Source organism: Leucobacter sp. GX24907, assembly GCF_053567335.1.
Window position 1 is genome coordinate 147,103 of record NZ_JBSGPD010000003.1, and the last position, 24,377, is coordinate 171,479.

25 protein-coding genes are annotated in these 24,377 nt (G+C 64.8%); 20 read left to right on the forward strand and 5 right to left on the reverse strand.

The window, feature by feature from the left end; genetic code table 11:
- Positions 1 to 49: 49 nt before the first annotated feature.
- The 5 genes from ACUYV6_RS05765 to ilvA all read left to right on the forward strand — a co-directional run bounded on the left by ACUYV6_RS05765 (position 50) and on the right by ilvA (position 5,502).
- Positions 50 to 1,099 (forward strand): 6-phosphofructokinase, encoded by a 1,050-nt coding sequence (locus tag ACUYV6_RS05765; protein ID WP_449277701.1) that lies wholly within the window; start codon positions 50 to 52, stop codon positions 1,097 to 1,099.
- A gap of 183 nt (positions 1,100 to 1,282) precedes the next feature.
- Positions 1,283 to 2,626, forward strand: coding sequence for an anion permease (locus ACUYV6_RS05770; protein WP_449277702.1), 1,344 nt, complete (start codon positions 1,283 to 1,285; stop codon positions 2,624 to 2,626).
- Complete coding sequence (locus ACUYV6_RS05775; RefSeq protein ID WP_449277703.1) at positions 2,623 to 2,919, forward strand: hypothetical protein; 297 nt, start codon at positions 2,623 to 2,625, stop codon at positions 2,917 to 2,919. The genes ACUYV6_RS05770 and ACUYV6_RS05775 overlap by 4 nt, the downstream gene beginning before the upstream one ends.
- Before the next feature lie 127 nt (positions 2,920 to 3,046).
- Positions 3,047 to 4,261 carry an AI-2E family transporter gene (locus ACUYV6_RS05780; RefSeq protein WP_449277704.1) on the forward strand — a complete coding sequence of 405 codons (1,215 nt, stop codon included), beginning with the start codon at positions 3,047 to 3,049 and terminating at the stop codon, positions 4,259 to 4,261.
- A complete protein-coding gene (gene ilvA, locus ACUYV6_RS05785; RefSeq protein WP_449277705.1) occupies positions 4,261 to 5,502 on the forward strand; it encodes a threonine ammonia-lyase in 1,242 nt (413 codons plus the stop codon). Before ACUYV6_RS05780 ends, ilvA begins: the two co-directional genes overlap by 1 nt.
- Before the next feature lie 79 nt (positions 5,503 to 5,581).
- Here ilvA and ACUYV6_RS05790 read toward each other — a convergent pair whose 3' ends face one another.
- Positions 5,582 to 6,787: a benzoate/H(+) symporter BenE family transporter gene (locus ACUYV6_RS05790; protein ID WP_449277706.1), complete on the reverse strand. Its 1,206-nt coding sequence runs from the start codon at positions 6,785 to 6,787 to the stop codon at positions 5,582 to 5,584.
- A gap of 23 nt (positions 6,788 to 6,810) precedes the next feature.
- On the opposite strand from ACUYV6_RS05790, the gene ACUYV6_RS05795 reads away from it, so the two are divergent.
- The 8 genes from ACUYV6_RS05795 to ACUYV6_RS05830 all read left to right on the forward strand — a co-directional run bounded on the left by ACUYV6_RS05795 (position 6,811) and on the right by ACUYV6_RS05830 (position 14,059).
- The gene (locus ACUYV6_RS05795) at positions 6,811 to 7,329 is read left to right on the forward strand and encodes a helix-turn-helix domain-containing protein (protein WP_449277707.1); all 519 of its coding nucleotides are present in this window, start codon (positions 6,811 to 6,813) and stop codon (positions 7,327 to 7,329) included.
- A gap of 117 nt (positions 7,330 to 7,446) precedes the next feature.
- A complete protein-coding gene (locus tag ACUYV6_RS05800) occupies positions 7,447 to 8,118 on the forward strand; it encodes a response regulator transcription factor (RefSeq protein WP_449277708.1) in 672 nt (223 codons plus the stop codon).
- A 1-nt stretch (position 8,119) separates the two neighbouring features.
- A complete protein-coding gene (locus tag ACUYV6_RS05805; protein ID WP_449277709.1) occupies positions 8,120 to 9,493 on the forward strand; it encodes an ATP-binding protein in 1,374 nt (457 codons plus the stop codon).
- On the forward strand, positions 9,490 to 10,479 hold the full coding sequence (locus ACUYV6_RS05810; protein ID WP_449277710.1) for a TAXI family TRAP transporter solute-binding subunit: 990 nt from the start codon (positions 9,490 to 9,492) through the stop codon (positions 10,477 to 10,479). The genes ACUYV6_RS05805 and ACUYV6_RS05810 overlap by 4 nt, the downstream gene beginning before the upstream one ends.
- Positions 10,480 to 10,722: 243 nt before the next feature.
- Positions 10,723 to 11,469: an amino acid ABC transporter ATP-binding protein gene (locus tag ACUYV6_RS05815; protein WP_449277711.1), complete on the forward strand. Its 747-nt coding sequence runs from the start codon at positions 10,723 to 10,725 to the stop codon at positions 11,467 to 11,469.
- Positions 11,470 to 11,529: 60 nt separating this feature from the next.
- Complete coding sequence (locus ACUYV6_RS05820; RefSeq protein WP_449277712.1) at positions 11,530 to 12,435, forward strand: glutamate ABC transporter substrate-binding protein; 906 nt, start codon at positions 11,530 to 11,532, stop codon at positions 12,433 to 12,435.
- A gap of 65 nt (positions 12,436 to 12,500) precedes the next feature.
- Complete coding sequence (locus tag ACUYV6_RS05825) at positions 12,501 to 13,157, forward strand: amino acid ABC transporter permease (protein ID WP_449277713.1); 657 nt, start codon at positions 12,501 to 12,503, stop codon at positions 13,155 to 13,157.
- Positions 13,154 to 14,059 carry an amino acid ABC transporter permease gene (locus ACUYV6_RS05830; protein ID WP_449277714.1) on the forward strand — a complete coding sequence of 302 codons (906 nt, stop codon included), beginning with the start codon at positions 13,154 to 13,156 and terminating at the stop codon, positions 14,057 to 14,059. Before ACUYV6_RS05825 ends, ACUYV6_RS05830 begins: the two co-directional genes overlap by 4 nt.
- Before the next feature lie 82 nt (positions 14,060 to 14,141).
- Here ACUYV6_RS05830 and greA read toward each other — a convergent pair whose 3' ends face one another.
- Together greA and ACUYV6_RS05840 are read right to left on the reverse strand one after the other, a co-directional pair.
- Positions 14,142 to 14,627, reverse strand: coding sequence for a transcription elongation factor GreA (gene greA / locus ACUYV6_RS05835; protein WP_449277715.1), 486 nt, complete (start codon positions 14,625 to 14,627; stop codon positions 14,142 to 14,144).
- Between the two features lie 49 nt (positions 14,628 to 14,676).
- The gene (locus ACUYV6_RS05840; protein ID WP_449277716.1) at positions 14,677 to 15,126 is read right to left on the reverse strand and encodes a DUF4307 domain-containing protein; all 450 of its coding nucleotides are present in this window, start codon (positions 15,124 to 15,126) and stop codon (positions 14,677 to 14,679) included.
- A gap of 88 nt (positions 15,127 to 15,214) precedes the next feature.
- Between ACUYV6_RS05840 and mca the strand changes: the two genes are divergently transcribed.
- The 4 genes from mca to ACUYV6_RS05860 are packed head-to-tail and all read left to right on the forward strand — an operon-like array spanning position 15,215 to position 19,100.
- Positions 15,215 to 16,099: a mycothiol conjugate amidase Mca gene (gene mca, locus ACUYV6_RS05845; RefSeq protein ID WP_449277717.1), complete on the forward strand. Its 885-nt coding sequence runs from the start codon at positions 15,215 to 15,217 to the stop codon at positions 16,097 to 16,099.
- The gene (locus ACUYV6_RS05850; protein WP_449277718.1) at positions 16,096 to 16,470 is read left to right on the forward strand and encodes a hypothetical protein; all 375 of its coding nucleotides are present in this window, start codon (positions 16,096 to 16,098) and stop codon (positions 16,468 to 16,470) included. Before mca ends, ACUYV6_RS05850 begins: the two co-directional genes overlap by 4 nt.
- 39 nt (positions 16,471 to 16,509) lie before the next feature.
- Positions 16,510 to 18,324, forward strand: coding sequence for a DNA helicase RecQ (gene recQ / locus ACUYV6_RS05855; protein WP_449277719.1), 1,815 nt, complete (start codon positions 16,510 to 16,512; stop codon positions 18,322 to 18,324).
- A gap of 5 nt (positions 18,325 to 18,329) precedes the next feature.
- On the forward strand, positions 18,330 to 19,100 hold the full coding sequence (locus tag ACUYV6_RS05860; protein ID WP_449277720.1) for a DedA family protein: 771 nt from the start codon (positions 18,330 to 18,332) through the stop codon (positions 19,098 to 19,100).
- Between the two features lie 8 nt (positions 19,101 to 19,108).
- Here ACUYV6_RS05860 and ACUYV6_RS05865 read toward each other — a convergent pair whose 3' ends face one another.
- Positions 19,109 to 20,017: an NAD-dependent epimerase/dehydratase family protein gene (locus tag ACUYV6_RS05865; protein ID WP_449277721.1), complete on the reverse strand. Its 909-nt coding sequence runs from the start codon at positions 20,015 to 20,017 to the stop codon at positions 19,109 to 19,111.
- A gap of 125 nt (positions 20,018 to 20,142) precedes the next feature.
- Between ACUYV6_RS05865 and ACUYV6_RS05870 the strand changes: the two genes are divergently transcribed.
- On the forward strand, positions 20,143 to 20,829 hold the full coding sequence (locus ACUYV6_RS05870; protein WP_449277722.1) for a TetR/AcrR family transcriptional regulator: 687 nt from the start codon (positions 20,143 to 20,145) through the stop codon (positions 20,827 to 20,829).
- 307 nt (positions 20,830 to 21,136) lie between these two features.
- On the opposite strand, the gene trhA is transcribed toward ACUYV6_RS05870, so the two are convergent.
- The gene (gene trhA, locus ACUYV6_RS05875; RefSeq protein ID WP_449277723.1) at positions 21,137 to 21,928 is read right to left on the reverse strand and encodes a PAQR family membrane homeostasis protein TrhA; all 792 of its coding nucleotides are present in this window, start codon (positions 21,926 to 21,928) and stop codon (positions 21,137 to 21,139) included.
- Positions 21,929 to 22,073: 145 nt separating this feature from the next.
- Between trhA and ACUYV6_RS05880 the strand changes: the two genes are divergently transcribed.
- A complete protein-coding gene (locus ACUYV6_RS05880) occupies positions 22,074 to 22,859 on the forward strand; it encodes an isoprenyl transferase (protein WP_449277724.1) in 786 nt (261 codons plus the stop codon).
- 41 nt (positions 22,860 to 22,900) lie between these two features.
- Positions 22,901 to 24,280 carry an amidohydrolase gene (locus tag ACUYV6_RS05885; protein WP_449277725.1) on the forward strand — a complete coding sequence of 460 codons (1,380 nt, stop codon included), beginning with the start codon at positions 22,901 to 22,903 and terminating at the stop codon, positions 24,278 to 24,280.
- The last annotated feature ends 97 nt before the right edge of the window (positions 24,281 to 24,377 follow it).

Below are 24,377 nucleotides of genomic sequence, written 5' to 3' on the forward strand. Positions count from 1 at the left end.
GCCTGCCCCTCTCCTGGGTCTGCTTTCGGAGGCGGGCTAGGCTGAGGCTATGCGTATCGGAGTGCTGTGTTCAGGTGGTGATAGCCCCGGCATGAATGCGGCCATCCGTGGAGCGGTGCTCCGCGGTGTCGATGTCCACGGATACGAGATGGTCGGGTTCATCGACGGGTGGCGCGGGTTTCATGAGGGCGAATTCATGCCGCTCGACCGCCCGGCGGTGCGCGGGCTCTCTCCTCTCGGCGGGGTCGTTCTGGGCACCAGCAGGGTGCCGCCGTTCCCGGGTCTCGAGGGTGATGTCAGCAGCGCGACGGAAGCTGACCATGCGGCGTTTCGAGCTCGCATGGACAGCTATGGGCTCGACGGCTTGATGCTGATCGGCGGCAACGGGACCCAGACCGTCGCACTCGCTCTCAACGAGGCGGGTGTGCCCGTCGTCGGTCTCCCGAAGACGATCGACAATGATCTCGGCGGTACCGATTACACCTTCGGATTCGATACCGCCGTCTCGATTGCATCGGAGGCGATCGACCGTCTGCGTACGACGGGGGAGTCTCACCGGCGCTGCATGGTACTCGAGGTGATGGGGCGTGACGCCGGGTGGATCGCTCTGCACGCCGGCATCGCCGGCGGCGCCCAGGCCATGCTGCTGCCAGAATTTCCCGAGACTCTTGAGCAGGTCGGGGAGTGGGTTCGAAGCGTCTACCGCAGAGGGCGCTCGGCACTCGTAGTCGTCGCCGAAGGCTTCGCGCTTGCCGATGAACGGACCGTGGTGCGCGAGGGCACCGATACGCTCGGGCGCCCCCGTCTCGGGGGGATCGCCGAAGTGCTTTCACCGAGAATCGAGGAGATGACCGGGATCGAGAGCCGCGCGACCGTGCTCGGACACGTGCAACGTGGAGGCTCGCCGACCGCGTTCGACCGAGTGCTCGCGACCCGTACGGGGATCGCCGCTGCGGATGCCGTGCACGAGGGGCGCTGGGGCACATTGGCCGGGCTTCACGGTGATCGGATCGAGCCCGTGCCGCTTGCAGATGCCGTACGGCAGCTGAAAACCGTGCCTCGGGCAAGGTACGAGGAAGTGCGCCTGAACTTCGGTTGATCCGCAGATCGTGAACAGCGGGTAAACGGGGTGTACGCAGCTTGACCATCCGGTAGCGAGGTGGAAACATAAACGTGTGGCGCGCGTGCGTCGAACGGCGGTGTGCTCATCGGCTGTTCGGCGATGCTCGATAGCAGTGGCGGGCACCCTTAGAATCCTCTGTTCCCGAACGGAAAGATGCCGGTGGAACTCACTCTCATCGTGCTGCTGGTCATCGTGCTGGCGCTCTTCTTCGACTTCACGAATGGCTTCCACGACACGGCGAACGCGATGGCCACCCCCATCGCGACCGGCGCGCTCAAGCCGAGGACTGCGGTGCTGCTCGCCGCGATCCTCAATCTCATCGGCGCATTTCTGTCGACCGAGGTGGCGAGGACGATCTCCGGAGGCCTGATCAACGAAGGAAATGGGGGAGTGCTCATCTCGCCCGAGATGATCTTCGCCGGCCTGATCGGCGCCATCGTCTGGAACCTCGTGACCTGGCTCTACGGTCTCCCGTCGAGTTCGTCGCACGCGCTCTTCGGCGGTCTCATCGGTGCTGCGATCGTCGGCGCCGGGTTTGCCGCGATCAATGGGAGCGTCTTCCTCTCGAAGATCATCATCCCGATGCTCGCCGCCCCGCTGACCGCGGGTCTCGTCGCCTTCACCGCAACGAAGATCGCGTATTCGATCACGCGCCGTCACGATGGGAAGAAGGACGGTCGAGGCCGATTCCGGTATGCGCAGATCGCGTCATCCTCGCTCATCGCGCTCGCCCACGGTACGAATGACGCGCAGAAGACCATGGGCGTCATCACCCTGACCCTGGTCGCCGCCAACTTGCAGGACCCCGGGACCGGCCCGCACTTCTGGGTGATCGCTTCGTGTGCGCTGGCCATCGCGCTCGGCACCTACTCCGGCGGCTGGCGCATCATCCGCACGCTCGGAGCCGGACTCACGCAGGTCAAGCCGGCGCAGGGGTTCGCCGCGGAGACTTCCACTGCAGCCACGATCCTCGCTTCGAGTCACCTGGGCTTCGCGCTCTCGACGACGCAGGTTGCTTCGGGGTCCGTGATCGGTTCGGGCCTCGGGCGTCGTGGTTCGAGCGTGCGCTGGCGCGCCGTCGGACGTATCGGGCTCGGCTGGCTCTTCACGCTTCCCGCGTCGGCGGCCGTCGGAGCACTCGCCGCGCTCATCGCGCACATCGGCCCCGCCGGAATCATCATCGACGCCGTCGTCGGACTCGGGTTCATCATCTTCATCTTCTGGCGTTCGCGTCGCAACAAGGTCGACCATTCGAACGCCATTCCGGTTCCCGATGTCGCCGAGTCGGGGTACGCCGTGCGCATCCGCAAGGGCAAAGTGCGGAAGATCAAGACCAAGACCGGCACCGTGCCTCCGCTCACCGCGGTCGCGCAAAGTGCGGTGCGCGATGATCTCGCGGCTCGCGAGGCCGAGAAGGCCGCCCGCGAGGCCGAGAAGGCCGAGCGTGAAGCCGAGAAGCAGGAGCGTCACGCCGACGAAGCGAGCGAAGGAGAAGCCCGATGAGTATCGACTGGATGGCATTCGTCATCGTCTTCGTCACCTCGATCATCGCGGCCGGCGTGGTGGTGTCGCTGTACTCGCTCGGTATTCGCTTCCTGGCAGTGCCGGCTCCCGCAGTTCCGCGAGAGGACGGGACGTTCGAGCCGAACGGCCCCTCGCGCGATGACGAGGACGACGATGTCGACGACGCGGGTCGCCCCGTGTGGGCGACCGTGGCGGCGAATGTCTGCTTCGGGCTCTCAGCGATCTGCGTGCTCGTCGGCATCTACCTGATCGTGCCCGCGCTCCACGGATAGCGCACAGTCGTGAAGCCTTCTGCGGAGCCTGCTGCAAGCTGACGCCGCGGGAGAACAGTGCGGCGTGCGTTGTCATCGGATCAGCCCGCATGCACTGATGGTCAGTGGCCGTCGCTAGGATGATCCCGTGGACGACCAGAAGCGTGAGCAACCGGCCCGCCCCGTCTCGACAGAGGTCAAGGACGCGGCGCAGGAACTGCCGCTCGGTATGAGGATCGCCGCGGCCTGGTCGTGGCGGCTCATTATCGTGGGCATCGCCCTTGCAGGGTTCATCTGGCTCATCGTCCAAGTGCGGATCATCGTGATCCCGTTGCTCGTCGCGATCTTGCTGGCAGCGCTGCTTGCCCCGGTGGTGCAGTGGTTTGTCGAGATGGGGCTGCCCAAGTGGACAGGGGTGATCGCGGCGCTCACACTGTTCGTCACAGCGGTCTGGATCCTGATCCATTTGATCATCACGCAGTTCCGCAGCGGTTTCGACGACCTTACTGTCAGATCCGCGGAGGTCTGGCAGGAGTTCTTGCGATGGGCCGAGAGCGACCTCGACTTCGTCGATATCTCCGCCTATCAGCTCGATTCGTTCGTCGCGCAGATCATGCAGACGGTCGAAGAGCATCAGTCCGCGATCTGGAGCGGAGCGCTCGGGATCGCTACGACCGCTGGCCAGGTTGCGGCGGGTACATTATTGACGCTCTTCTCCCTGATTTTCTTGCTCATCGATGGCAAACGGATCTGGTACTGGGTGCTCGGCTTCACACCGGCGAAAGCCCATGCTCCGCTCGATGCGGCCGGTGTCGCCGGGTGGGTCTCCGTCGGGCAGTACGTGCGAGTGCAGATCTTCGTCGCGTTCGTCGACGCCGTGGGGATCGGGCTCGGAGCGTTCTTGCTCGGGGTTCCTCTCCCGATCCCGATCGCCGTGCTCGTGTTCATGGGTTCATTCATCCCGTTCCTCGGTGCGATCTCGACCGGAGCCCTCGCGGCGTTCATCGCGCTGGCGTACAACGGTCCGGTGAACGCGCTGATGATGCTGGGCGTGGTGATCCTCGTCAACCAGATCGAAGGGCATGTGCTGCAACCGCTTGTGATGGGCAACGCGGTGCGCGTGCACCCGCTGGGCGTCGTACTCGTCGTCTCTGCCGGTGCGCTGCTCGCAGGCATCCCGGGCGCATTGTTCGCAGTGCCGCTCGCCGCGTCGGCAAATGCCATCGTCAATTCGTTGATGGAGCGGAGGTGGGATCCGGGGGCGGATCCCGTCGCGGACTATCTCGCGACCTCGAAGAAGCATCAGCTCGTGCGTGCACGAGTACGACGAGTCGCTCGGCAGCGACGCAAGGAAGGAAACTGATGAGCTCTCCCGCAGCACCCGAGATTGAAGACTTCGAACGCGCACTGGCGGCCGTGCACCGTATTACGCAGCGGACGCCGCTCGAATCATCGCGATATCTTGCCGAGGTGCTCGGTTCCCCCCAGGTGTTCCTGAAGTGCGAGAACCTGCAGCGCACCGGCGCCTACAAGCTGCGGGGCGCGTACAACCATATTTCTCGCCTCAGTGAGGAGCAGCGCGCTCGCGGTGTTGTCGCTGCGTCTGCCGGCAACCACGCTCAGGGCGTTGCCTTTGCGGCACGAGAACTGGGCATCAAGGCGACCATCTTCACGCCGCTCGGAGTCGCTCTGCCGAAGCTGCAGGCGACCCGCCAGTACGGGGCTGAGGTGATCCTGCACGGCGAAACCTTCGCCGAGACCAATGCGGCGGCCCAAGAATTCGTGAGTGAGACCGGGGCCCACTTCGTCCCGCCGTTCGATGATCGGGCCGTCATCGAGGGCCAAGGGACGATCGCCCTCGAAATGCTCGAGGTGGCGCCCGAGATCGAGACGATCATCGTGCCAGTCGGTGGAGGCGGGCTGATCGCCGGCGTCGCAACCGCCGCGAAGAAGGTTGCAGCACGCGAGGGGCGCCCGATGCGCATCGTCGGGGTGCAGGCGGAGAACGCAGCGCCGTACCCGGTCTCGCTCTCCGAGGGAGAACCAGTCACGATCAAGACCACTCCAACGATCGCCGACGGTATCGCCGTCTCACGCCCGGGCGACCTCAACTTCGAGCTCATCAGCGAGTATGTCGACGAGATCGTCACGGTCAGCGATGACGATATTGCGCGGGCGATCGTGATGCTGCTCGAGCGCGCCAAGCTCGTCGTCGAGCCCGCGGGTGCGGCAGGCGTGGCGGCGATCCTCGCCGGTAAGGTGCGGTCGGACAACGTAACGGCGACGGTTCTTTCGGGGGGCAATATCGACCCGCTGCTGCTGCAGCGCGTCATCGGTCACGGTCTCGCGGCCTCGGCTCGCTACCTGAAGCTCAGGATTCTGCTGCCCGATGTTCCCGGCCAGTTGGTGCGCACTGCGTCGATCGTGGCCGAACAGAATGCCAACGTCGTTGAGGTGCTGCACACGAGGCATGCGACAGAACTGCCGATCAGTGAGGTCGAGCTGGAGTTGCACATCGAGACGCGTGGGCACGATCATGGCGATCGCGTCGCGCAGGCGCTGCGCGACGCCGGTTACACCGTGCGGGTGGGCGAACGCTACTAGCGGACGCGCAGCGTTCGCTATCGCGTTCGGTGCCGCCCACGGCGGCAGCCCACGGAGCGAAGCGCGGGGTGGAACGCTACTAGCGGACGCGCAATCGGCGGTGTCTCCGGACCGCGTGCACGGTGAGGCCTGCGAGCAGAGCCCAGCATGCTGAGCTGACGCCCCACAGAGCGATGCCTGATGCTGCCACGACGAACGTTACGACGGCAGCTTCGCGGTGGGAGGTAGTTGCGACTGCTTCTGTGATTGCCGCTATCAGTGTGCCGATCAGACCGACTCCGGCGATCGCTGTGATGAGCCCCGCAGGTGCGGTGAGCATGAGCGCCGCCAATGCACTGCTGATGGCTCCGAGAGCCAGGTTCGTGCCGCCAGCCGTGGCGCCGGCGATCCATCGTCGGTTGTGCGCTCCGGCATCGGGCCCGGCGGCGAGTGCTGCGCTGATTGCGGCGAGGTTGATGGCGTGGCCTCCGAGTGGGGCTCCCAGCATGCTGCCGATGCCCGTGGTGAGCAGTGCGGGGCGCCAGGGGGTCATGTAGCCGAAACTTGCGAGTACCGCTGTTCCTGGTACGTTCTGCGAGGCCATTGTGACGAGGTAGAGCGGAAGTGCAATGCTGAGTATCGCAGACCACTCGAATGCGGGAGTAGTCAACTGAGGGTGTGGGGCGAAGCTGGCAACGCTTGGCAGGGTGATGCCGGAATCAGGAAGTGCCGCACCCGAGATGAGTGCCGCTGCTGCTGCGACGAGAGCAGCCGGCACCGCCCAGCGCGGCCACCACCTGCCAATGATCAGCCACGTGAGCAGTACTGGTGCGATGACGAGCGGCTCGCTCGGGAGCGCAACAATGGGTGCGATGACGAGCGGCAGGAGCACACCGGCGAGCATTGCCTGTGCGATGGGGGCGGGAATGCGGCCTACGAGTTCGGCGAGTGCAGACCAGAGGCCGGTGACTGCGAGCATCGCACCGCACGTGATGAACGCGCCGACGGCAGCAGCCCAACCCCCGGTAGGTACTTCGAGACTCATGAGTAGCGCAGCCCCGGGGGTTGACCATGCGGCAACGATGGGGATCCGGTGTCGTATTGACAGGAACAACGATGCTGCCCCGGCGCACACCGTGACTGCCATGAGTCCTGATGTTGCCTGAGACTCACTTGCGCCTACGGAACGCAGCCCGGTGAGCACGACGGCGAAGGTTGCGGTGAAGCCGACCACGCCGCACAGTACGCCGGCCCCGATCGGAGTGAAGAGGGATGCCCGCAGGGTTCTGTTTACAGAACGTTCCATATTTAGAACGTATCATGAGGAGTATGACCTCGTATAGCCTCGGTGCTCGAGTGCGTGCCTTCCGCGCCGAACACGGTTTCTCGCTCTCTGAGCTCGCTCGACTGGCCGGTATCGGCAAGGGAACGCTTTCGGAAATCGAGTCGGGCAAGCGAAATCCGACAGTTGAGACCCTGTACGCGCTCTGCACGCCGCTGGGCGTACCGCTCTCAGCCATCGTCGGCGACGCCCCGGGCGCCTCATCTGTCTCGCAAGGAGGCATCACCACGACGCTGCTGTCGGTTCGGCGGGATCCCGAACACACCGTTGAAGTGTTTCTGCTTGACGTGCCCGCTGGTGGCAGTCACGTCTCCGCAGGGCATGGCGCGGGAGTCACGGAGCACCTCTTCGTTACTCGAGGCAAACTGCGACTCGGACCGGTTGGCAGCACGGAGGAGATCGCTGCAGGTGAATCCCTCACCTGGTCAAGTGCTGGGGAGCACGGGTACGCGAGCGATCTCGGTGGCGAGGGCGTGCTCACGATCGTAACGCCGCATGTTCTCTGAACCTGAAGCCGAACAGGAACCCGGCGTGGCAGGAGCAATGCCGTGGGTCTGAATGGCGGGGACTGAGCGGCGAGCCGTGGGGCGCTAGAGTCGTACGCAGCGTATCGAAGGAGACACATGCGGATTCTGGTGGTCGAGGACGACGACCGTGTCGCGGAGGCGCTCGTCGCTTTTCTCGGGCGGGCCGGGTATGCGACTGCGCGCGTCGCCGATGGAGCCTCAGCGCTTGAATCGTTGGGATCGGATACGGAAGCGGTGCTGCTCGATCTCGGACTGCCCGACATGGACGGGCTCGACGTGTGCCGACGCATTCGCGGCCTCTCGGGCGTCCCCATCATCATCGCGACCGCGCGCAGCCAGGTCGAGGAGCGGATCAAAGGTCTGCATGCCGGCGCCGATGACTTCGTGGTGAAACCCTACGATGTTCGGGAGCTGGTGGCGCGGATCGAAGCGGTCACCAGGCGTACGCGTGCGGTTTCTGCGGATGATGCAGGTGGGCGCAGCTTCGAGATCGATGGCGTGCACATCGATCTCGGGGGCCGGATCGTTCTCGCCGAAGGCTTCCCGATCGAACTCACGCCCAAGGAGTTCGACATTGTCGCGGTGCTCGCGCGCTACCCGGGGGTGGTGGTGCCGCGCGATCGGATCATTCGAGAGGTCTGGGGCACCGATTGGAACGGGTACAGCCGCTCACTCGAGGTGCACGTCGCTGCGATCCGACGAAAGATCGGCCGAGAGTCCATCATCGCGACAGTGCGTGGAGTCGGCTATCGACTGACCGGAGGCTGAGATGCGCACGCGCCTGATGGCGGTCTTCCTCGGTCCGCTGATCGTGATCCTGCTGGTGCTCGGCGGAGCCTATGCCTGGAGCTCGGCCCGTGGCCTGCAGCAGGACTTCTCACGGCAGCAGCTTGACGACCTCGGGTACTTCCTCACGGAATCGCGGCAGGCGCTGCAGACTGGCAACGCAGCTCTCGTCAAGGACGAGATGGAGCGGTACAGCGAGCTGTACGGGGCCCAGGTCGCGGTCGTGGATCACGATGGGGTGCTCGTGGCTTCTGGCGGGCTGCCGAGTGCGGGCGTGAGCGAAGCGGTCGAGGCACGGATCACTCTGGCGCTGTCGGGGCGTCGTGCGGAGCTGGAGCATGCGCTGCTGCCCTGGGTGTCGGGTGACTCGGTGCTTGTCGACCCGGTGTTCGACGGTGGGCGAGTGATCGGGGCCGTCATGGTCTCCGAGAGCCTCGAGGCACCGCGAGCCGAGATCGCGGTGCGGTGGACCTTGCTCGCGGTGTCGGCCGTTGCGCTCATCGGATTGCTGGCCTTCGCGACATCGCGTCTCGCGAACTGGGTGCTGCGCCCGATGCTGCGCGTCGATCAGGCGATGGCGGCGATCGAGCAGGGCGAGATGCATGCGCGTATTGCTGATGACACCGGTCCGTCTGAAATGCAGCGCATGATCCGGATCTTCAACAGCATGGCCGATGAGATCGAGCGCGTGGTCTCGAGGCAGCAGGAGTTCGCGATGAACGCGTCGCATGAACTGCGCAACCCTCTGGGCGCGCTGCTGCTACGTGTGGAATACATCGCCACCGGGCTCGACGAGTCCTGGGAGGCGGAGGTAGAGGAGGTCCGGGAGGAGGGGCGCCGCATGGCGCGGATCCTGGATACGCTGCTGAGCATCGCGAGGTCTCAGCGCAAAGACTCCTCATTCGCACCCGTCGACCTGGTTGAGCTGGTGGATGAGCGGCTGCGGGCGTGGCGCGAAGTCTCCGCCGATCGTGGTGTCGAGCTGGCGCTCAGCGGTGACGCTTCGCTCGTGAGTACGACCGACCGCACCGCAGTGGAGAGTGCCTTCGATGCGGTAGTCGACAACGCCCTGAAGTTCGCGCCGCGAGGCTCGACAGTAGATGTGGTTGTTCGACGGGCAGACGGGCAGCTCCGCATCTCGGTTCGGGATCGTGGCCCGGGACTCGAACCCGAAGAGCTCGAGCGGGTTCTCGAACGCTTCTGGCGCAGCCCGAGAGATCAGAACGTCCCCGGTTCGGGGCTCGGTCTTGCGATCGCCAACGACTTGCTCGGGGCGCTGCACGGCCGTCTCACCGTCGATTCGCCGCCGGGCGGCGGATTGCGCGTGACACTCATGCTGCCGGAGGAGGAGCAATGACTCGTCGGCGATCCCGAATCGCAGGTAGGGCACGTCGCACCGCGCGAGGAGCGCGCGGTGCGGCCGTCATTCTGCTTGCGTCCGCTCTTATCGGATGCAGCTCGGCACCGGCCGTGCCTGACCAGCTCTTCACGATCGCAGGAGGGGGCACCGCCGGGGTCTACTACGCGTACGGCGAGCAATTGGCCGAGGCACTGCACGAAGAGGTCGGAATCGACGTCATGGTCGCTGAGACGCAGGGATCAGTCGAGAACTTGAGGCTCGTCGCCGAAGAAGCAGCGCTGGTCGGCTTCGCACAGGGCGACACCGCAGCGGACGCTGTCGCCGGATCGGGCGCATTCGAGGATCCCCTGCCGGTGACGGCTGTCGCGCGAGTGTACGACGAGTACGTGCACCTGGTCGTGCCGGCAGATTCGGATGTGCAAGATGTCACGGGGCTCGCCGGGAGTCGCGTCTCGCTCGGTGCGGAGAACTCAGGAGTTCAGGTCATCGCCACCCGGGTGCTTGCGGCGGCGCAGGTCGATATCGCTGACGTGGATGATCCGCAGCTCGGATTGAACGCGTCGATCTCTGCATTGCGCGACGGTGAGATCGACGCATTCTTCTGGGTCGGTGGCATTCCGACCCCGAGTATCGAGAGCCTGGCCGAAGAGATGCCGCTCCGTCTCCTGCCCATCAAGCCGGAGACTGTGGATCGGGTGAACGCCGGCCACGCCGGAGTCTATCGATCAGGTGAGTTTCCTTCGGGAACCTATGGGGCACCGAACCAGGTGACCACGATGACCGTTCCGAACTACCTTGTCGCATCATCGGAAGCGCCGCCCGAACTCATCCGAAAGGTGGTGCAGGTGCTTTTCGCTGCTCGCCCGCAGATTGCGCGAGAGGTTCGTGCGGCGGAGTTCCTCGACATCAGACAGGCGATCTTTACTGGGCCCGTCGAATTGCATCCCGGGGCTGCCGAGTTCTACGTCGAGAGTCGCCACTAGCCCGTTCCGAGTGACGTTCTTCGCGAAGCTCAAGATCCGCTCAAGAGAACGCTCAAGAAGCCCTCAAGAGGGATGAGTGAAGATCGCATTCATCCCTACCGTTGAGCCAGTTCGGTTCAACGGTGAACGCTTCGAACACCCGAGTCACTTCTTCGGGAGTTCCGCCCTGAACCGCTTCGAACAAGCAAGGTTCCTGCGGAACGTCCTTCGTGCCGCAGGTCACGATTCAGAGGTGGAGACAAGATGGGAACGAGCGAATCGCTTGTCGTCGTGGAGAACGTGCAGAAGCACTACGGCGATTTCCAAGCGCTGACCGATATCGATCTCAGAGTGGATCGCGGCGAAGTCGTTGTGATCATCGGCCCGTCGGGATCCGGAAAGTCAACGCTGTGCCGATCGATCAATCGTCTGGAAACCATTACCAGTGGATCGATCCGCGTCGACGGCAAGGAGCTGCCTGCCGAGGGTCGCGCTCTCGCGAAACTGCGCGCGGAGGTCGGCATGGTGTTCCAGTCCTTCAACCTCTTTGCGCATCTCACGATCTTGGAGAATGTGACGCTCGGCCCGATCAAGGTACGCGGCATCGACAAGGCGACCGCGGAGCGTGAGGCCATGGAGCTTCTCGCCCGCGTCGGCGTCGACCAGCAGGCATCGAAGCTTCCGGCCCAGCTCTCAGGTGGCCAGCAGCAGCGCGTGGCCATCGCTCGGTCACTCGCGATGCACCCGAAGGTCATGCTCTTCGACGAGCCGACGAGTGCGCTCGACCCCGAGATGATCAACGAGGTGCTCGACGTGATGGTCGGCCTTGCCAAAGAAGGCATGACGATGATCGTGGTCACCCACGAGATGGGCTTCGCTCGGCGCGCCGCAGATCGCGTGGTCTTCATGGCCGATGGGCGCATCGTCGAGGAAGCCACTCCCGAGGAGTTCTTCACCAACGCCAAGAGCGACCGGGCCAAGGACTTCCTCTCCAAGCTCATCACCAACTGAGTGCCGTGTCTGGTCGGAACTCCGGCTGCGGCACACCCCGAAGAAACGAAAGGGAACATCATGAAGCACACTCGACGACTGCTCGCCGGCTTCGGAGTCGTGGCACTGGCAGCCACACTGACGGCCTGCAATAGTGGCAGCCCCGGCGGCGACTCGACTACGGACGGTGGGGGAGAGAGCTCCGGCACGCCATGGGAGGTGGCAGAGGGGGTCACTCTTGACGGCAGCCCCACGTTTGACGATATTACGAAGCGCGACGGTGTGATCATCGGCGTCAAGGAAGATCAGCCTGGTCTCGGGTATCTCGATCTGACCACCGATGAGCGTTCGGGCTTCGACATCGATATCGCGCGCTGGATCGCAGCCTCGCTCGGCTACGACGAAGAAGACATCGAGTACAAGGCGATCGCCTCTGCGAACCGCGAGCAGGCCATCATGAACGGTGATATCGACTACTACGTCGGCACCTATTCGATCAATGACAAGCGCAAGGAAGATATCGACTTCGCCGGTCCGTACTTCGTCACGGGTCAGGGCCTCCTCATCCGCAGCGATGACGACGACGTCGAGGAACTCGAAGAGCTGAACGGCAAGACGGTCTGCTCTGCGACAGGCTCCACTCCGATCCAGAACATCAAGGCGAACTTCCCTGAGATCAAGACCCAGGAGTACGACCTGTACTCGGCTTGCGTCGAGGATCTCATCAACGGGCAGGTCGACGCAGTGACGACCGACCAGGCGATCCTACTCGGATACGCGGCCCAGTATCCTGACGAGCTCAAGGTCACTGGCGGACTGTTCACCGAGGAGCGCTACGGCGTCGGCCTGAGCAAGGGCGATGACGTGCTCCGTGGTCATATTGATGACCTCTTCACCGATGGCGGCGATGTCTGGCAGGCCATCTTCGATCAGAACCTCGGCTCCTCCGGCATCTCGGTGGAGCAGCCCGAGGTCGACGCCTACTAGAACCGTCGGTGAGGGGAGGCGGTGCCGCCTCCCCTCACCTGGACACTGCGGAGAGAGGAAGACGCATGGACGTCATCTTCGGAAACCTCGACCTCTGGGGTCAGGCGATCAGGAACACCCTGATCGTATTCTTCGGCGGAGGAGTCATCGCGCTCGTGCTCGGCAGCATCGTCGGCGCGATGCGTGTCTCACCCGTACCGATCGCCCGAGGCGTCGGTACGCTCTACGTCAATCTGATCAGGAACACCCCGCTCACGCTCGTCTTCTTCTTCTTCGTGCTCGGTTATCCCGCGTTGGGTCTGCCGAAGCTTGATTCACTCGTACTCGGTGTACTGGCGATCGGTGTCTACACCGCGACCTATGTGGCCGAAGTACTGAGGGCCGGCATCAACACGGTGCCGGTTGGGCAGGCGGAGGCGGCTCGAGCGATCGGGCTCCCATTCGGGCAATCGATGAGTCTGGTGGTGATGCCGCAGGCCTTCCGGTCCGTCGTGCCACCGATGATGAGCGTCTTCATTGCACTGCTGAAGAACACCACGATCGCGGCCGGCTTCTCGGTCGCCGAGCTCGCGGCGTTGCGGGCCACGATCAACGATGCGCCCGATCGACCGGGCAATCCGATGGAAGTGCTTCTCTGGGTCGCAGTCGTGTTCGTCGTACTCGTGCTGATCCTGAGCCTGGTGCAGAACAGACTCGAAAGGAAATGGAGGATCGTGCGATGACCTCTGTACTCTACGACGTGCCTGGCCCTCGGGCAATCCTGCGCAACCGCATCCTCGCGGTGCTGACGGTGATCCTCGTCGGCGGTGTGATCGGCTTCCTCGTCTACCGTCTATCGGTGTCTGGACAGTTCTCACCTGAGAAATGGTCGATCTTCACGTACACCGCGGTCTGGGAGAAGATCTTCGAAGCTCTGGGGAAGACCCTCGCAGCCTTCGCAGTTGCCGCCGTCTTCAGCCTCGTGGTGGGGTTCGTGCTCGCGATCGGGCGGCTTTCCGACCATGCCTGGGTGCGGGTGCCGGTCACGATCGTGACCGAGGCGTTCCGAGCCGTGCCAGTGCTCGTCATGATGATGCTGCTCTACTACGGTCTGCCGAGCGTGGGCATCAAGATGGAGCCCTACTGGGCAGTCGTCATCGGGCTTGTGCTGTACAACGGATCGGTGCTCGCCGAGACGCTCCGAGCCGGTATTGAATCGCTGCCACGCGGGCAGAAAGAAGGCGGCTACTCGATCGGATTGCGTAAGAGCGGGGTGATGCGGCTGATTCTGCTGCCGCAGGCGATCCGCTCGATGCTGCCAGTCATCGTCGCGCAGCTCGTGGTCACGATGAAGGACACCGCACTCGGCTTCATCATCACCTATCCGGAGCTGCTCACCCTCGCGAAGATCATGAGCAGCAACGCCGGGCGGCCGCTCCTGCAGTCGGCCTTCGTCATCGGCGGCATCTACATCGTGATGTGTCTGATCCTGTCGGGCATCGCGAAGTGGCTCGAGATACGCATGGGCAAGTCGCCCAAGGCGCGTGCCGTAGCTGCAGCGGGGCCGGACGACGAACCGGATCCTCGTCTGCACGACGGGGGAACGGTCACCGAGGTGCTCGCCGTGCAGCGCGGACTCAAATAACCCATTGGCGGCGGAATGTGATGGGCCCGGACTCCTCAGAGCCCGGGCCCATCACCGCGTCGTGCGGATCGGCGAGTACGCCTCAGCCGCTGTACGTGTCGACGCCGAGAACCTTCACCTCGATCTTCTTGCCGTTGGGAGCGGCATAGGTGGTGCTCTCGCCGACCTTCAGCCCGAGAATCGCAGCCCCCAGCGGGCTTTCGGCGCTGTACACGTCGAGATCTGATCCATCCGCGAGCTCCCGGTTGCCGAGCAGGAAGCGCTCCTCGTCTCCGACGATCTCAGCGGTGATGACGGTGCCGATCTCGACGATGCCCTTGCTTTCCGGGGCCTCGCCGACGACGGCCTCCTTCAGCAGCGCCTCGATGTCGCGGATGCGGGCTTCCATCTTGCCCTGCTCGTCGCGAGCCGCGTGGTAGCCGCCGTTCTCCTTGAGGTCGCCCTCTTCGCGGGCGGCCTCGATACGCGCCGCGATGTCGCGGCGGCCAAAACCCGTCAGATGATCGAGTTCGGCCTGGAGTCGGTCGTATGCCTCCTGCGTCAGCCAGGTCTGTGCGGGCTCAGCCATCGTCGATCCTCATTTCCGTATGCGAACACGGCGAGGATATCAGTCGCCTTCACTCCTCTGCGAGCCAGCACGTCTTCGCGTGACCGGTCGTGGCACGATTTGTCGTGGTGAGGGAGGTGGTGACGGTGTGGGAGCGCTCGCCGTTGCGGGGGATCTCCACGACCTTCCATCCGACCACCGCCTTGGAGGTGTTGAGCGCCTCGACCGCGCAGGCCACACGGGCTTCCGGATCGGCGGTGACCTCGAAACGGACCGTGAGGCCGTAATCCGACTCCACGGAGTAATCGAGGTCACGAACCTCGACGGTGCTCGACTGCTGCCAGCCGGCGAAGAAGAAGAAAGCAAGCCCCGCGACGACCAGAACGCCCGCGGTGATCCACCCGAAGCGCCGGTCGATGCCCCTCCTGCGGGAGGTGCCGTAACGCTCTTCGAGCGCCGCACGCTCGGTGTCGGCGGAACCGTCGGTAAGCGGCGGCTCTGTCGGTGCGGGGCTCGGCACGGAATCCTCCGAAGTTCGGCTGAGTAGAATACAAGCTCGAGTGCCAGCGTATCGGGGTGACCCGCGCGGCATATGTGAAAGGACTCGAATGACGCTCAGATTGATCGCGGTGCACGCGCATCCCGATGATGAGTCGAGCAAGGGCGCAGCAACGTACGCCTATTACCTCGACCGGGGTGCGGAGGTACTCATTGTCAGCTGCACCGGCGGCGAGCGCGGAGACGTGCTGAATGAGCTCGTCGCCCGCGATCCGAAGAGTACGCGAGACCTGGCAGGGCTGCGCCGCGGCGAGATGCAACGGGCCCAGGGCATCATCGGCTTCGAACACCGCTGGCTCGGTTACGAGGACTCCGGGCTGCCGGGAGAGGGCGAAGCGGTGCCCCGGGGATCTTTCGCAGACATCCCGGCGGAAGTCTCGGCTGAAGCGCTCGTACGCATTGTGCGTGAGTTCCGACCGCACGTCATGATCACCTACAACGAGAACGGTGGCTACCCGCACCCCGACCACATTCGGTGCCACGAGATTTCACGCCTCGCCTGGGAGCTCTCCGGCGACGCGCAGGCGTACCCGGATGCGGGCCCGGCCTGGGCAATATCGAAGCTCTACTACGAAGAGATCTTCAACCCCGAGCGCGTGCGCACCGTGTATCAATGGTTGGTCGATCAGGATCCGGAGTCGCCACTGCTCGAGCAGTTCTCCTACCTCAATGAGCGCGCGGTGACGCGCACGAACTACAGCACGGCCCGTATCGAGGTCGGCCGCTTCTTCGAGCGGCGCGATGAGGCGTTGCGAGCGCACGCCAGCCAGGTGCCACCCGATAGCCCCTTCTTCTTCTGGCCGAACGAGCTGCAGCGCCAGGCCTGGCCGTTCGAGGACTACCGACTGGCCGCCTCACGGGTCGCGACGACCGAATTCGAGGCAGATCTGTTCCAAGGCATTGACGCCCAGCACGACGATGAGGAGACCGCATGATGCTCGCACCCCACCGATTCGTCGCATTTCTCGCTGAGAGCGAAGAGCAGTTCGACCCGACGATCGTCTCGCCGGGGGTGCAGGGGTTCATCTGGACCGCCGCGGTCGCGGTAGCGGTAATCTTTCTCGGCATCAGCTTGGTGCGCCGGCTGCGCCGCAACGCCTACCGGCATCAGATTCGTGAGGAGATCGCCGCGGAGCTCGCTGCGCTAGAGGGGGACGGTGACGGGTCGGACAGTGGCGGTGGCACTGCTGGTCGCGGAACCAGCGCCGGCGGAGCAGTTGACGGTGACCGCGGCTCGGCCGATGACGACGGTGGCGACGCAAGTGCCGGAGACACCAGCGCCGGAGACGACGAGGCGCGCGGCTGAGCGCGTCCAATCTCCGACCTGAGAGATGAGAGCGCTGAAGTGACACCCGAGCAGGTCCTCTCCGAGGTCTTCGGCTACGAGTCGTTCCGCGATGCGCAGCGGGAGATCGTCGAGCACGTCGTCTCAGGAGGAGACGCAGTCGTGCTCATGCCGACGGGCGGCGGCAAGTCGCTCTGCTACCAGATTCCGGCGATCGTGCGAGAAGGCACCGGGGTCGTGCTGTCGCCGCTCGTAGCGCTCATGCACGATCAGGTTGCGGCCCTGCGCCTCGCCGGAGTTCGTGCGGGCGCGCTCAATTCGGCCATGGGTGCGGACGAGCGTGCCGAGACCGCAGCAGCCTTCCGCGCCGGTGAACTCGACGTGCTCTACCTCGCACCGGAGCGTCTCAGCGCTCCCGGCACGGTCGAACTGCTCTCACAGGGCACGATCTCGCTCTTCGCGATCGACGAGGCCCACTGCGTCTCCCAGTGGGGGCACGACTTCCGCCCCGACTATCTGCGGCTCGGGGCGCTCGCCGAGCACTGGCCGAGCGTGCCGCGGATCGCGCTCACCGCGACGGCGACCCCTGAAACACACCGTGAGATCACGGAGCGGTTGCACCTCGGCAACGCTCGGCACTTCGTATCGAGTTTCGACCGGCCGAACATCCGCTACCGCATCGCACCCAAAGGGCAGGTGCGCAAGCAGCTCATCGACTTCATCCGAGGCGAGCATGCGGGTGAAGCCGGGATCGTGTACGCGCTCAGCCGCAAGCGCGTTGAACAGACAGCTGAGGCGCTCCGCGAGGCCGGCATCGATGCGGTGCCCTACCACGCGGGGCTTCCCGGCGAGCAGCGCCTCGAAGCGCAGAGCCGCTTTCTCCGTGAGGACGGTGTCGTCGTGGTTGCGACGATCGCGTTCGGGATGGGCATTGACAAGCCCGATGTGCGCTTCGTCGCCCACATCGATCTCCCGAAGTCGGTCGAGGGGTACTACCAAGAGACCGGACGTGCGGGGCGAGACGGACTGCCCTCGGAAGCGTGGATGGCCTATGGGCTGTCAGACGTCGTGCAGCAGCGCCAGTTCATCGAGAACTCCGACGGTGACGCCGCCGCGCAACGCAACCAACTGCGACACCTGCACCAGATGCTGGAACTGTGCGAGAGCACGAGCTGCCGACGGAAATACCTCATTGAATATTTCGGCCAGGAGGCGGCCGAAGCGTGCGGCAACTGCGACGTGTGCCTCGATCCGCCGAAGCTCTGGGACGCGACCGTGCCCGCGCAGAAGCTGCTCTCGACCGTGATCCGAACCCAAAAGGAGCGGGGCCGCACCTACGCCGCAGGGCAGCACATCGATGTATTGCGCGGGGTGATGTCTGAGCGCGTCTCCCAGATGCGCCTCGACGAACTCTCGACCTGGAGCATTGGCGCCGATCTCTCCGTCGCGCAGTGGCGGGGAGTCGTGCGCCACCTGCTGGCGACGGGTCTGCTCGAATCACAGGGGGAATGGGGCGTGCTCGTGCCCGCGGAAGCCGCCAAACCGGTGCTGCGCGGCGAAGAGCGGGTGATGATGCGGGAAGAGGTGATCGCTCGCTCATCAGGCACGCGATCGTCGGCTCCGAAGCGTGCGGCCGCGACGGCTGACCTCACCGAAGCGCAGACCGAGATCTTCGAGCGCCTCAGGCAGTGGCGCACCGCCGAAGCGAAAGATCAGGGCGTGCCGGGCTACGTCGTGTTCAGCGACGCGACGCTCGCAGCGCTCGCCGCGGCAAAACCCACACAACGGGCCTCGCTCACCGCTATCCCGGGCATCGGTCAAGTCAAGCTCGAGCGCTACGGAGACGCCGTGCTCGACGTATTGGCGGCGGAGTAGCCGGGATGGACGTCTTCGTCGAATGGCTGCTCGGCCTCGTGCAGAGCATCGATCCCGTGCTGCGCACCCTGTTCGCCGGGATCGGGATCATGCTCGAGACCTCCATCTTCGTGGGGCTCCTCGTGCCAGGCGACTCGATCGTGCTCGTCGCCTCGACCGCGATTGAAAATCCCCGCCAATGGTTCGCGATGATGGTCGCCGTGCTCGCCGGCTCGCTGGCGGGGGAGAGCATCGGGTTCCTCCTGGGGCGGTTCTTCGGGCCGCGCATTATTGCGTCGAGGGTCGGCCGACGTGTGGGTGAGGAGAACTGGGAGCGATCCCGCCACTACATCAGTACTCGTGGCGGCCCAGCAGTGTTCTTCTCGCGCTTCCTGCCCGTGCTCCACTCGATCGTGCCCTTCGCCGTCGGAATGAGCGGAATGCGATACCGACGGTTCCTCGCATGGACCGTACCGGCCTGCGTGATCTGGGCGGTCGCCTACACCGCGGTCGGCTGGTTGGCGGCGGGCAGCTTCCGAGAACTCAGCGGACAGCTGCACGGGGCCGGCTACGTGTTCGTCGGAGCGATCGCGGTCTTCTTGCTCATCGTGTGGGGCGTGAAGCGACTGATTCTGAAGCGTGAGGCCCGCTACTTCGCGGACGGTGCTGCTGTCGAGGTCGGGGATCTTGGCGCCTCGAGTGCTTCGGATTCCGATGCTTCGGAGTCTGGCGCCTCGGATGTTGATGCCTCGGATGCTGATGCCTCGGGTCCTGGTGGTCCGAGCCCCGAGGGCTGACAGGCGAATCAGCCGCGCCGCTCGACCGTGCCGAGCAGTTCGCTCCAGGGGCTGGGGCGGAGACCGAGCTCAGTACTGAGCCGGCCCGGCAGCAGAGCGCTCTGCTGTTCCCAGAGGTAGCGTTGCCTGAACAGTTCGCGCGATGTCGGAGAAAACGGGGTGCACAGCGCGAAGGCGGCAGCCGGAATGCGGCGGACAGTCGGTCTGCTGTGCCCGGCGTCGGAAGCGATGGCCTCCGCCAGGTGCCGCTGCGACGTGGCCTCGTTCGTCGGGGCGTTGAGTGTGATTCCACCGCGTCGAGCCCAGGACACTGCGGCGATCATGGCTTGTGTGAGATCCGGGATGTAGGTGACCGCGTGAGGGGCATCCGGATCTCCCAGCACCCAGACTTGCCGCCCCTGTGACGCCGGCGTGATGATTGTCGAAGTGATGACCGATGCCTTCGGGTCCGCAGTCGGGCCGACCAGGTCTGAGGCGATGACCGATGCGGTGCGGGCCGGGTGCTCGGCGCGCGCGGCGAGCAGTTCTGCACGCACGTGTCCGAGTGGGGAGACGGGAGCCGGATCCGAGTTCTCATCGAGTTCTCGGGCGCCGATGCCGAACGCGTAGACCGACTCCGGGAATACGACGGGGATGTTCAGTTCGGCTGCGAGGTCCATAACGGCGAGTTCGCGGGTGGGGAGCTCCCTGCGCCACGCCGACGCGGAGTACGGAGCGTGGATGCAGTGGAAGATCGCTGCGGCACCTCCAGCGGCCTCTCGGAGGGTTGTCGGATCGCCGGCATCACCCGTGATCATGGCGGCACCGGGTACTGGAGCCGCTCGGCGCCGCAAGACGATCGGCTCGTGCCCGGCAGCGGAAAGGTCTTGCACGAGTTGTGCGCCGATCTGCCCGGCTCCGGTGATGAGGTAACGCATGGGATTCCCAACTTTGTGATCAGTGATCTCTAAATGTTGAGATAACGTTACCGGCGATGATTCGAGAAAACAAGAGCAGTGATCTCTGAATTGCCACAATCTGCGCCGGGTGCCAGACTGAATGCATGGATCGCCCCCGTCGCACACATGCCGAAGCGCGCGCCGAGATGCGTGCGGGCATCCTGCGCCTCGGTAATGAACAGCTCGCCGCTGTCGGTGCGGCGGCGCTCTCAGTCAGGGAGATCGCGCGAGGGCTCGGGGTCGCCTCTTCAGCGATCTATCGTCATGTTGCGGACCGTGACGATCTGCTGACGTTGCTGCTCGTCGATGCCTACACGGATCTGGCAGACACCGTGCATGCGAAGGATGAACCCACGGCAGCTCCTCATCTTCGATTCGAGAACTTGGTCCGTACTCTGCGACAGTGGGCGATCGCGAGCCCGTCGAGATGGGCACTCGCCTACGGGTCTCCGGTGCCCGGTTACCGGGCACCCGCGGAGCGTACGACGGGCCCCGGGACCCGAGTGATGCACCTGTTTCTGGAGATCCTCGCGAGTGGGTCAGTCCCTTCTGAACACGGCCGGCGGGACCTTACGCAGGGTCTCGAGGATGAACTCGTCGCAGCTTCGGAAGAGTTCGGGATCGATGCCGCTCCGCCGCTCGCCGCCGCCGCGGTCGAGGCCTGGTGCTCGATGATCGGACTGGTGAGCGCTGAGGTCTTCGGGCAACTCGGCGTCGACCTTTCCGGCCACGGAGACGAGCTGATGGAGCGTTGGATCCATTCGACGATTCTCCGCTTCGGTCTGGAGTGAAGGAGCCGGACCTCGAGTCCGGACTCAGCAGCGCGCGTGCGCGGTGCCTCGTGCTCGTGCTCGTGCGCGGTGCTCGTGCGCGGTGCCTCGAATCGAGGAACGGCGCCCCGATCCGACCTCGAGTTGCCCGTCGAGATGAGCCTTGTGGTTCCTTGCCGGCGCGCGAAGCAACAACGAGGCTTATCTCGGCCGGGTACAGGGACGGGGACGGGGACAGGGGACGGGGGAGGGAAGGCCGCAGGGTACGGCGGACGTGGATGGAAGCCGCGGGGAGAGCAGAGCCGGTGGCGCGAGGCCGAGCACTCGTTCAGCGCAGCGCCACGGGATCGAGCGCGACGAGTAGCGCGGCCGTCCAGTGGCACAGGAACGCCAGCACCGTCAACGAGTGGAAGATCTCGTGGAACCCGAACACACCGGGCACCGGGTTGGGCCGCTTCATCCCGTAGACCACCGAGCCTGCTGTGTAGAGCAGTCCGCCGACAACCACGAGCACCATGCTGGCGAGGTTCGCGTTCGCGATATCGACCACGTACATGACCGCTGCCCAGCCCAGGAGCACGTACAGGGGAACGTAGAGCCAGCGCGGAGCGCCGATCCAGAACACCCTGAACCCGATGCCGAGCAGCGCACCGGCCCACACCAGCACGAGCAGGAGCAGGCCCTTTTCGCGTGGTAACGCGAGAAGCGCAATCGGCGTGTAGGTGCCGGCGATGAGGAGGAAGATATTCGCATGGTCGAGGCGTCGGAACACTTGCCTCGTCTTCGGCCGCCAGTCGAAGCGGTGGTAGAGAGCCGATACTCCGAACAGCAGCATGCTCGAGGCCATGAAGACCGCTGAGGCCCATTTCGCGACGGCCCCCTCGGCGAGACTGATGAGTACGATCCCGGCGGCGATGGCGACCGGGAAGGTTCCTGCGTGAATCCAGCCGCGCCACAGCGGTCTCGCCTCTTCGGGGTCCGGGCGCGGTACTGCCGAGTCAGCAGGCGTGGCGTGGTCGAGTGCGTCGGCGAGAAGAGGGATCGAGAGCGAGTCTGGCTCCGGGAAAGAACCATCTCGCGACGGCCTCTCGGAGCTCGCTGCGGAACGGGAGTCTGCCATGCCGCGAGTGTACGCCCCCCACCGAGTGGCACCCGGAATGTCTATGCCAGACAACCCAGTATGCATGCCATGTTGGCCCTTCGCACCCGGTTCCGAAGCTGAGCGGAGCCCGTACTCGGCCGGGAGCCGCCGCTAGACTCTGAGCGTGACCGATGTACCACCGAAGCCGCGACCCGGACTGCTGTACCGGCTCTACCAGCGGCGTCTTCGGCGCGAGATCGACCGTGCTGAAGTGCCGCACCATATCGCGGTCATTGTTGACGGGAATCGCCGGTGGGCGAAGCAGCGACTGCAAGAGCGTGCTGCCTTCGGTCACCGCGCCGGTGCCCGCAAGATCCCTGAGTTCTTGGGGTGGTGCGAGGAGTCCGGGGTGGCGGTAGTCACTCTCTACCTCCTCTCCGCTGACAATCTGAACGCGCGTGACCGACTGGAGCTCGAGGATTTGTTCGGCATCATCGCTGATGTTGCCGGCGTGATCGCCGAGAACCCTCGGTGGCGTGTCAAACATGTCGGTGCGACGGAGGGTCTGGCACCCGAGCTCATCGCCGCGCTCGAAGAGGCGGAGCGGACTACCGAAGATCACGAGGGACTGCATGTCAATCTCGCGGTCGGGTATGGCGGACGTAGCGAGATTACCGCTGCGGTCCGCAGCGTCATCGAGGAGCACCGGGAGAGTGGAGGGACGATCGACACTCTCGCCGATCGTCTGACGCCGGAGAGCATCGGCGAGCATCTGTGGACGCGCGGGCAGGCCGATCCTGACCTCGTCATCCGTACGTCGGGGGAGCAGCGGCTGTCGGACTTCATGATCTGGCAGTCCGCGCATTCCGAGTTCTACTTCGTGGAGGCGCTCTACCCGGATCTGCGCGAGGTCGATCTTCTGCGCGCGTTGCGCGACTACTCCACTCGTCAACGCCGTCTGGGCGGGTGAGGATCGACCGTCTGAACGCTCGACTCTCGGGGAATGACACCATGCCGGATAGCATTGCCGACATGGGCGCAGCCGCTGGAACCGAGACCGCAGAGACCGCTGAGACCGTCCTGCGTGCACGAGCCGCGTTGACCCCGCAGGGTGCCATCGCTGACGCCGAGGTCGCATTCGGGGCGGATGGCGTGATCACGTATGTCGGCGCGCATCGACCGGAGACCGAGGGCCCGCGCGACTTGGGCGAGCGCCTCCTGATCCCCGGGTTGGTGAACGGGCACACGCACTCCGCGATGACTCTGCAGCGCGGCGTCTCAGACGATGAGGGCTTCATGCCGTGGCTCGCGGCGGTGCAGGCGATCGAGCAGCACCTCACCCGCGACGACATCGAGGCCGGTCTGCAGCTCGCAATGCTCGAGATGATCGAGACCGGTACGACGGCGTTTGCTGACATGTACTTCTGGGATGAGGCGCTCCTGGAATGCGTACGGCACGCGGGGATGCGTGTGCTCGCTGCGCCCGCGTCGTTCACCCCTGAGGCCGTCGGGTTTCCGAGCGCAAGCCCCATGACCGGGGCCGAGGTGACCGATTTGACGGAGCAGCTCGCCGAGCGATTCCGTGGCGATGCGCAGATCAGGATCGCGTACGGTCCGCACGCACCGTACACCTGCCCGCCCGAGTTTCTCAGCGATATCGCTGCGCGGTCTCTGCGGCTCCAGATCCCGATCCACACCCACGTGTCAGAGTCGCCGGCCGAGATCGTTCAGATCGGCGAACGCTATGGGGCGACCCCGGCCGATCATCTGGCATCGCTCGGACTGTTCGACACCGCGCTCCTCGCCGCGCACTGCGTGCATCTCACCGAAAGCGAGATCGAGCTCTTTGCCCGCACAGGCGCATCTGCGAGCCACAATCCCGTGTCGAACTTGAAACTCGGCAATGGTATAGCCCCGCTGCCCGAGATGCTGGCTGCGGGTGTGCGCCTCACGCTCGGCACCGACGGGGTCGCGAGCAATAACACTCTCGACCTGTTCGAGGAGATCAAGACGGCCACGATTCTGCACCGGGGTTCGCGGGAGGATCCTGCTGTGGTGCGGGCCGCCGACGTACTCGACATCGCGACCGCGCGTGGCGCTGAGGCTATCGGGTTTCCTGAGACGGGAGCGCTCGAAGTCGGGAAGCAGGCTGACATTGTGGCGCTTGACGTTTCGGGGACGAGCGCGGCGCAGTTCATTGCACTGCCGCTGAGCACCGCTGGGCTCGTCTCGCACCTCGCCTTTACCGCCCGCGGCAGCGATGTGCGCGACGTGTTCATCGGTGGGCGCCAGGTGTACGCCGACGGGCGACATCTCACGCTCGACGCGGATGCGGTTCGCGAGCGTGCCCGCGCTGCGACGGCCCGAGTGCGTGGCGCAGCGGGGGTGTGAGCGGCGGCCGGCGCGAGCAATGGGGCACGATGTGTCCTTCAACGCGGAAATAGGAACACATTGAGCCCCATTGCCGGCATGGCGACGGCAGGTACGG

Excerpts from the sequence above, each read along its gene's own strand:
- ACUYV6_RS05805 (WP_449277709.1), top strand. The coding sequence starts at position 8,120 with ATGCGCACGCGCCTGATGGCGGTCTTCCTCGGTCCGCTGATCGTGATC.
- ACUYV6_RS05870 (WP_449277722.1), top strand. The coding sequence starts at position 20,143 with ATGGATCGCCCCCGTCGCACACATGCCGAAGCGCGCGCCGAGATGCGT.
- ACUYV6_RS05850 (WP_449277718.1), top strand. The coding sequence starts at position 16,096 with ATGATGCTCGCACCCCACCGATTCGTCGCATTTCTCGCTGAGAGCGAA.
- ACUYV6_RS05815 (WP_449277711.1), top strand. The coding sequence starts at position 10,723 with ATGGGAACGAGCGAATCGCTTGTCGTCGTGGAGAACGTGCAGAAGCAC.
- mca (WP_449277717.1), top strand. The coding sequence starts at position 15,215 with ATGACGCTCAGATTGATCGCGGTGCACGCGCATCCCGATGATGAGTCG.
- ACUYV6_RS05765 (WP_449277701.1), top strand. The coding sequence starts at position 50 with ATGCGTATCGGAGTGCTGTGTTCAGGTGGTGATAGCCCCGGCATGAAT.
- ACUYV6_RS05820 (WP_449277712.1), top strand. The coding sequence starts at position 11,530 with ATGAAGCACACTCGACGACTGCTCGCCGGCTTCGGAGTCGTGGCACTG.
- ACUYV6_RS05885 (WP_449277725.1), top strand. The coding sequence starts at position 22,901 with ATGCCGGATAGCATTGCCGACATGGGCGCAGCCGCTGGAACCGAGACC.
- ACUYV6_RS05775 (WP_449277703.1), top strand. The coding sequence starts at position 2,623 with ATGAGTATCGACTGGATGGCATTCGTCATCGTCTTCGTCACCTCGATC.
- trhA (WP_449277723.1), bottom strand. The coding sequence starts at position 21,928 with ATGGCAGACTCCCGTTCCGCAGCGAGCTCCGAGAGGCCGTCGCGAGAT.
- ACUYV6_RS05795 (WP_449277707.1), top strand. The coding sequence starts at position 6,811 with ATGACCTCGTATAGCCTCGGTGCTCGAGTGCGTGCCTTCCGCGCCGAA.
- ACUYV6_RS05825 (WP_449277713.1), top strand. The coding sequence starts at position 12,501 with ATGGACGTCATCTTCGGAAACCTCGACCTCTGGGGTCAGGCGATCAGG.
- ilvA (WP_449277705.1), top strand. The coding sequence starts at position 4,261 with ATGAGCTCTCCCGCAGCACCCGAGATTGAAGACTTCGAACGCGCACTG.
- ACUYV6_RS05865 (WP_449277721.1), bottom strand. The coding sequence starts at position 20,017 with ATGCGTTACCTCATCACCGGAGCCGGGCAGATCGGCGCACAACTCGTG.
- ACUYV6_RS05800 (WP_449277708.1), top strand. The coding sequence starts at position 7,447 with ATGCGGATTCTGGTGGTCGAGGACGACGACCGTGTCGCGGAGGCGCTC.
- ACUYV6_RS05790 (WP_449277706.1), bottom strand. The coding sequence starts at position 6,787 with ATGGAACGTTCTGTAAACAGAACCCTGCGGGCATCCCTCTTCACTCCG.
- ACUYV6_RS05860 (WP_449277720.1), top strand. The coding sequence starts at position 18,330 with ATGGACGTCTTCGTCGAATGGCTGCTCGGCCTCGTGCAGAGCATCGAT.
- ACUYV6_RS05830 (WP_449277714.1), top strand. The coding sequence starts at position 13,154 with ATGACCTCTGTACTCTACGACGTGCCTGGCCCTCGGGCAATCCTGCGC.
- ACUYV6_RS05810 (WP_449277710.1), top strand. The coding sequence starts at position 9,490 with ATGACTCGTCGGCGATCCCGAATCGCAGGTAGGGCACGTCGCACCGCG.
- greA (WP_449277715.1), bottom strand. The coding sequence starts at position 14,627 with ATGGCTGAGCCCGCACAGACCTGGCTGACGCAGGAGGCATACGACCGA.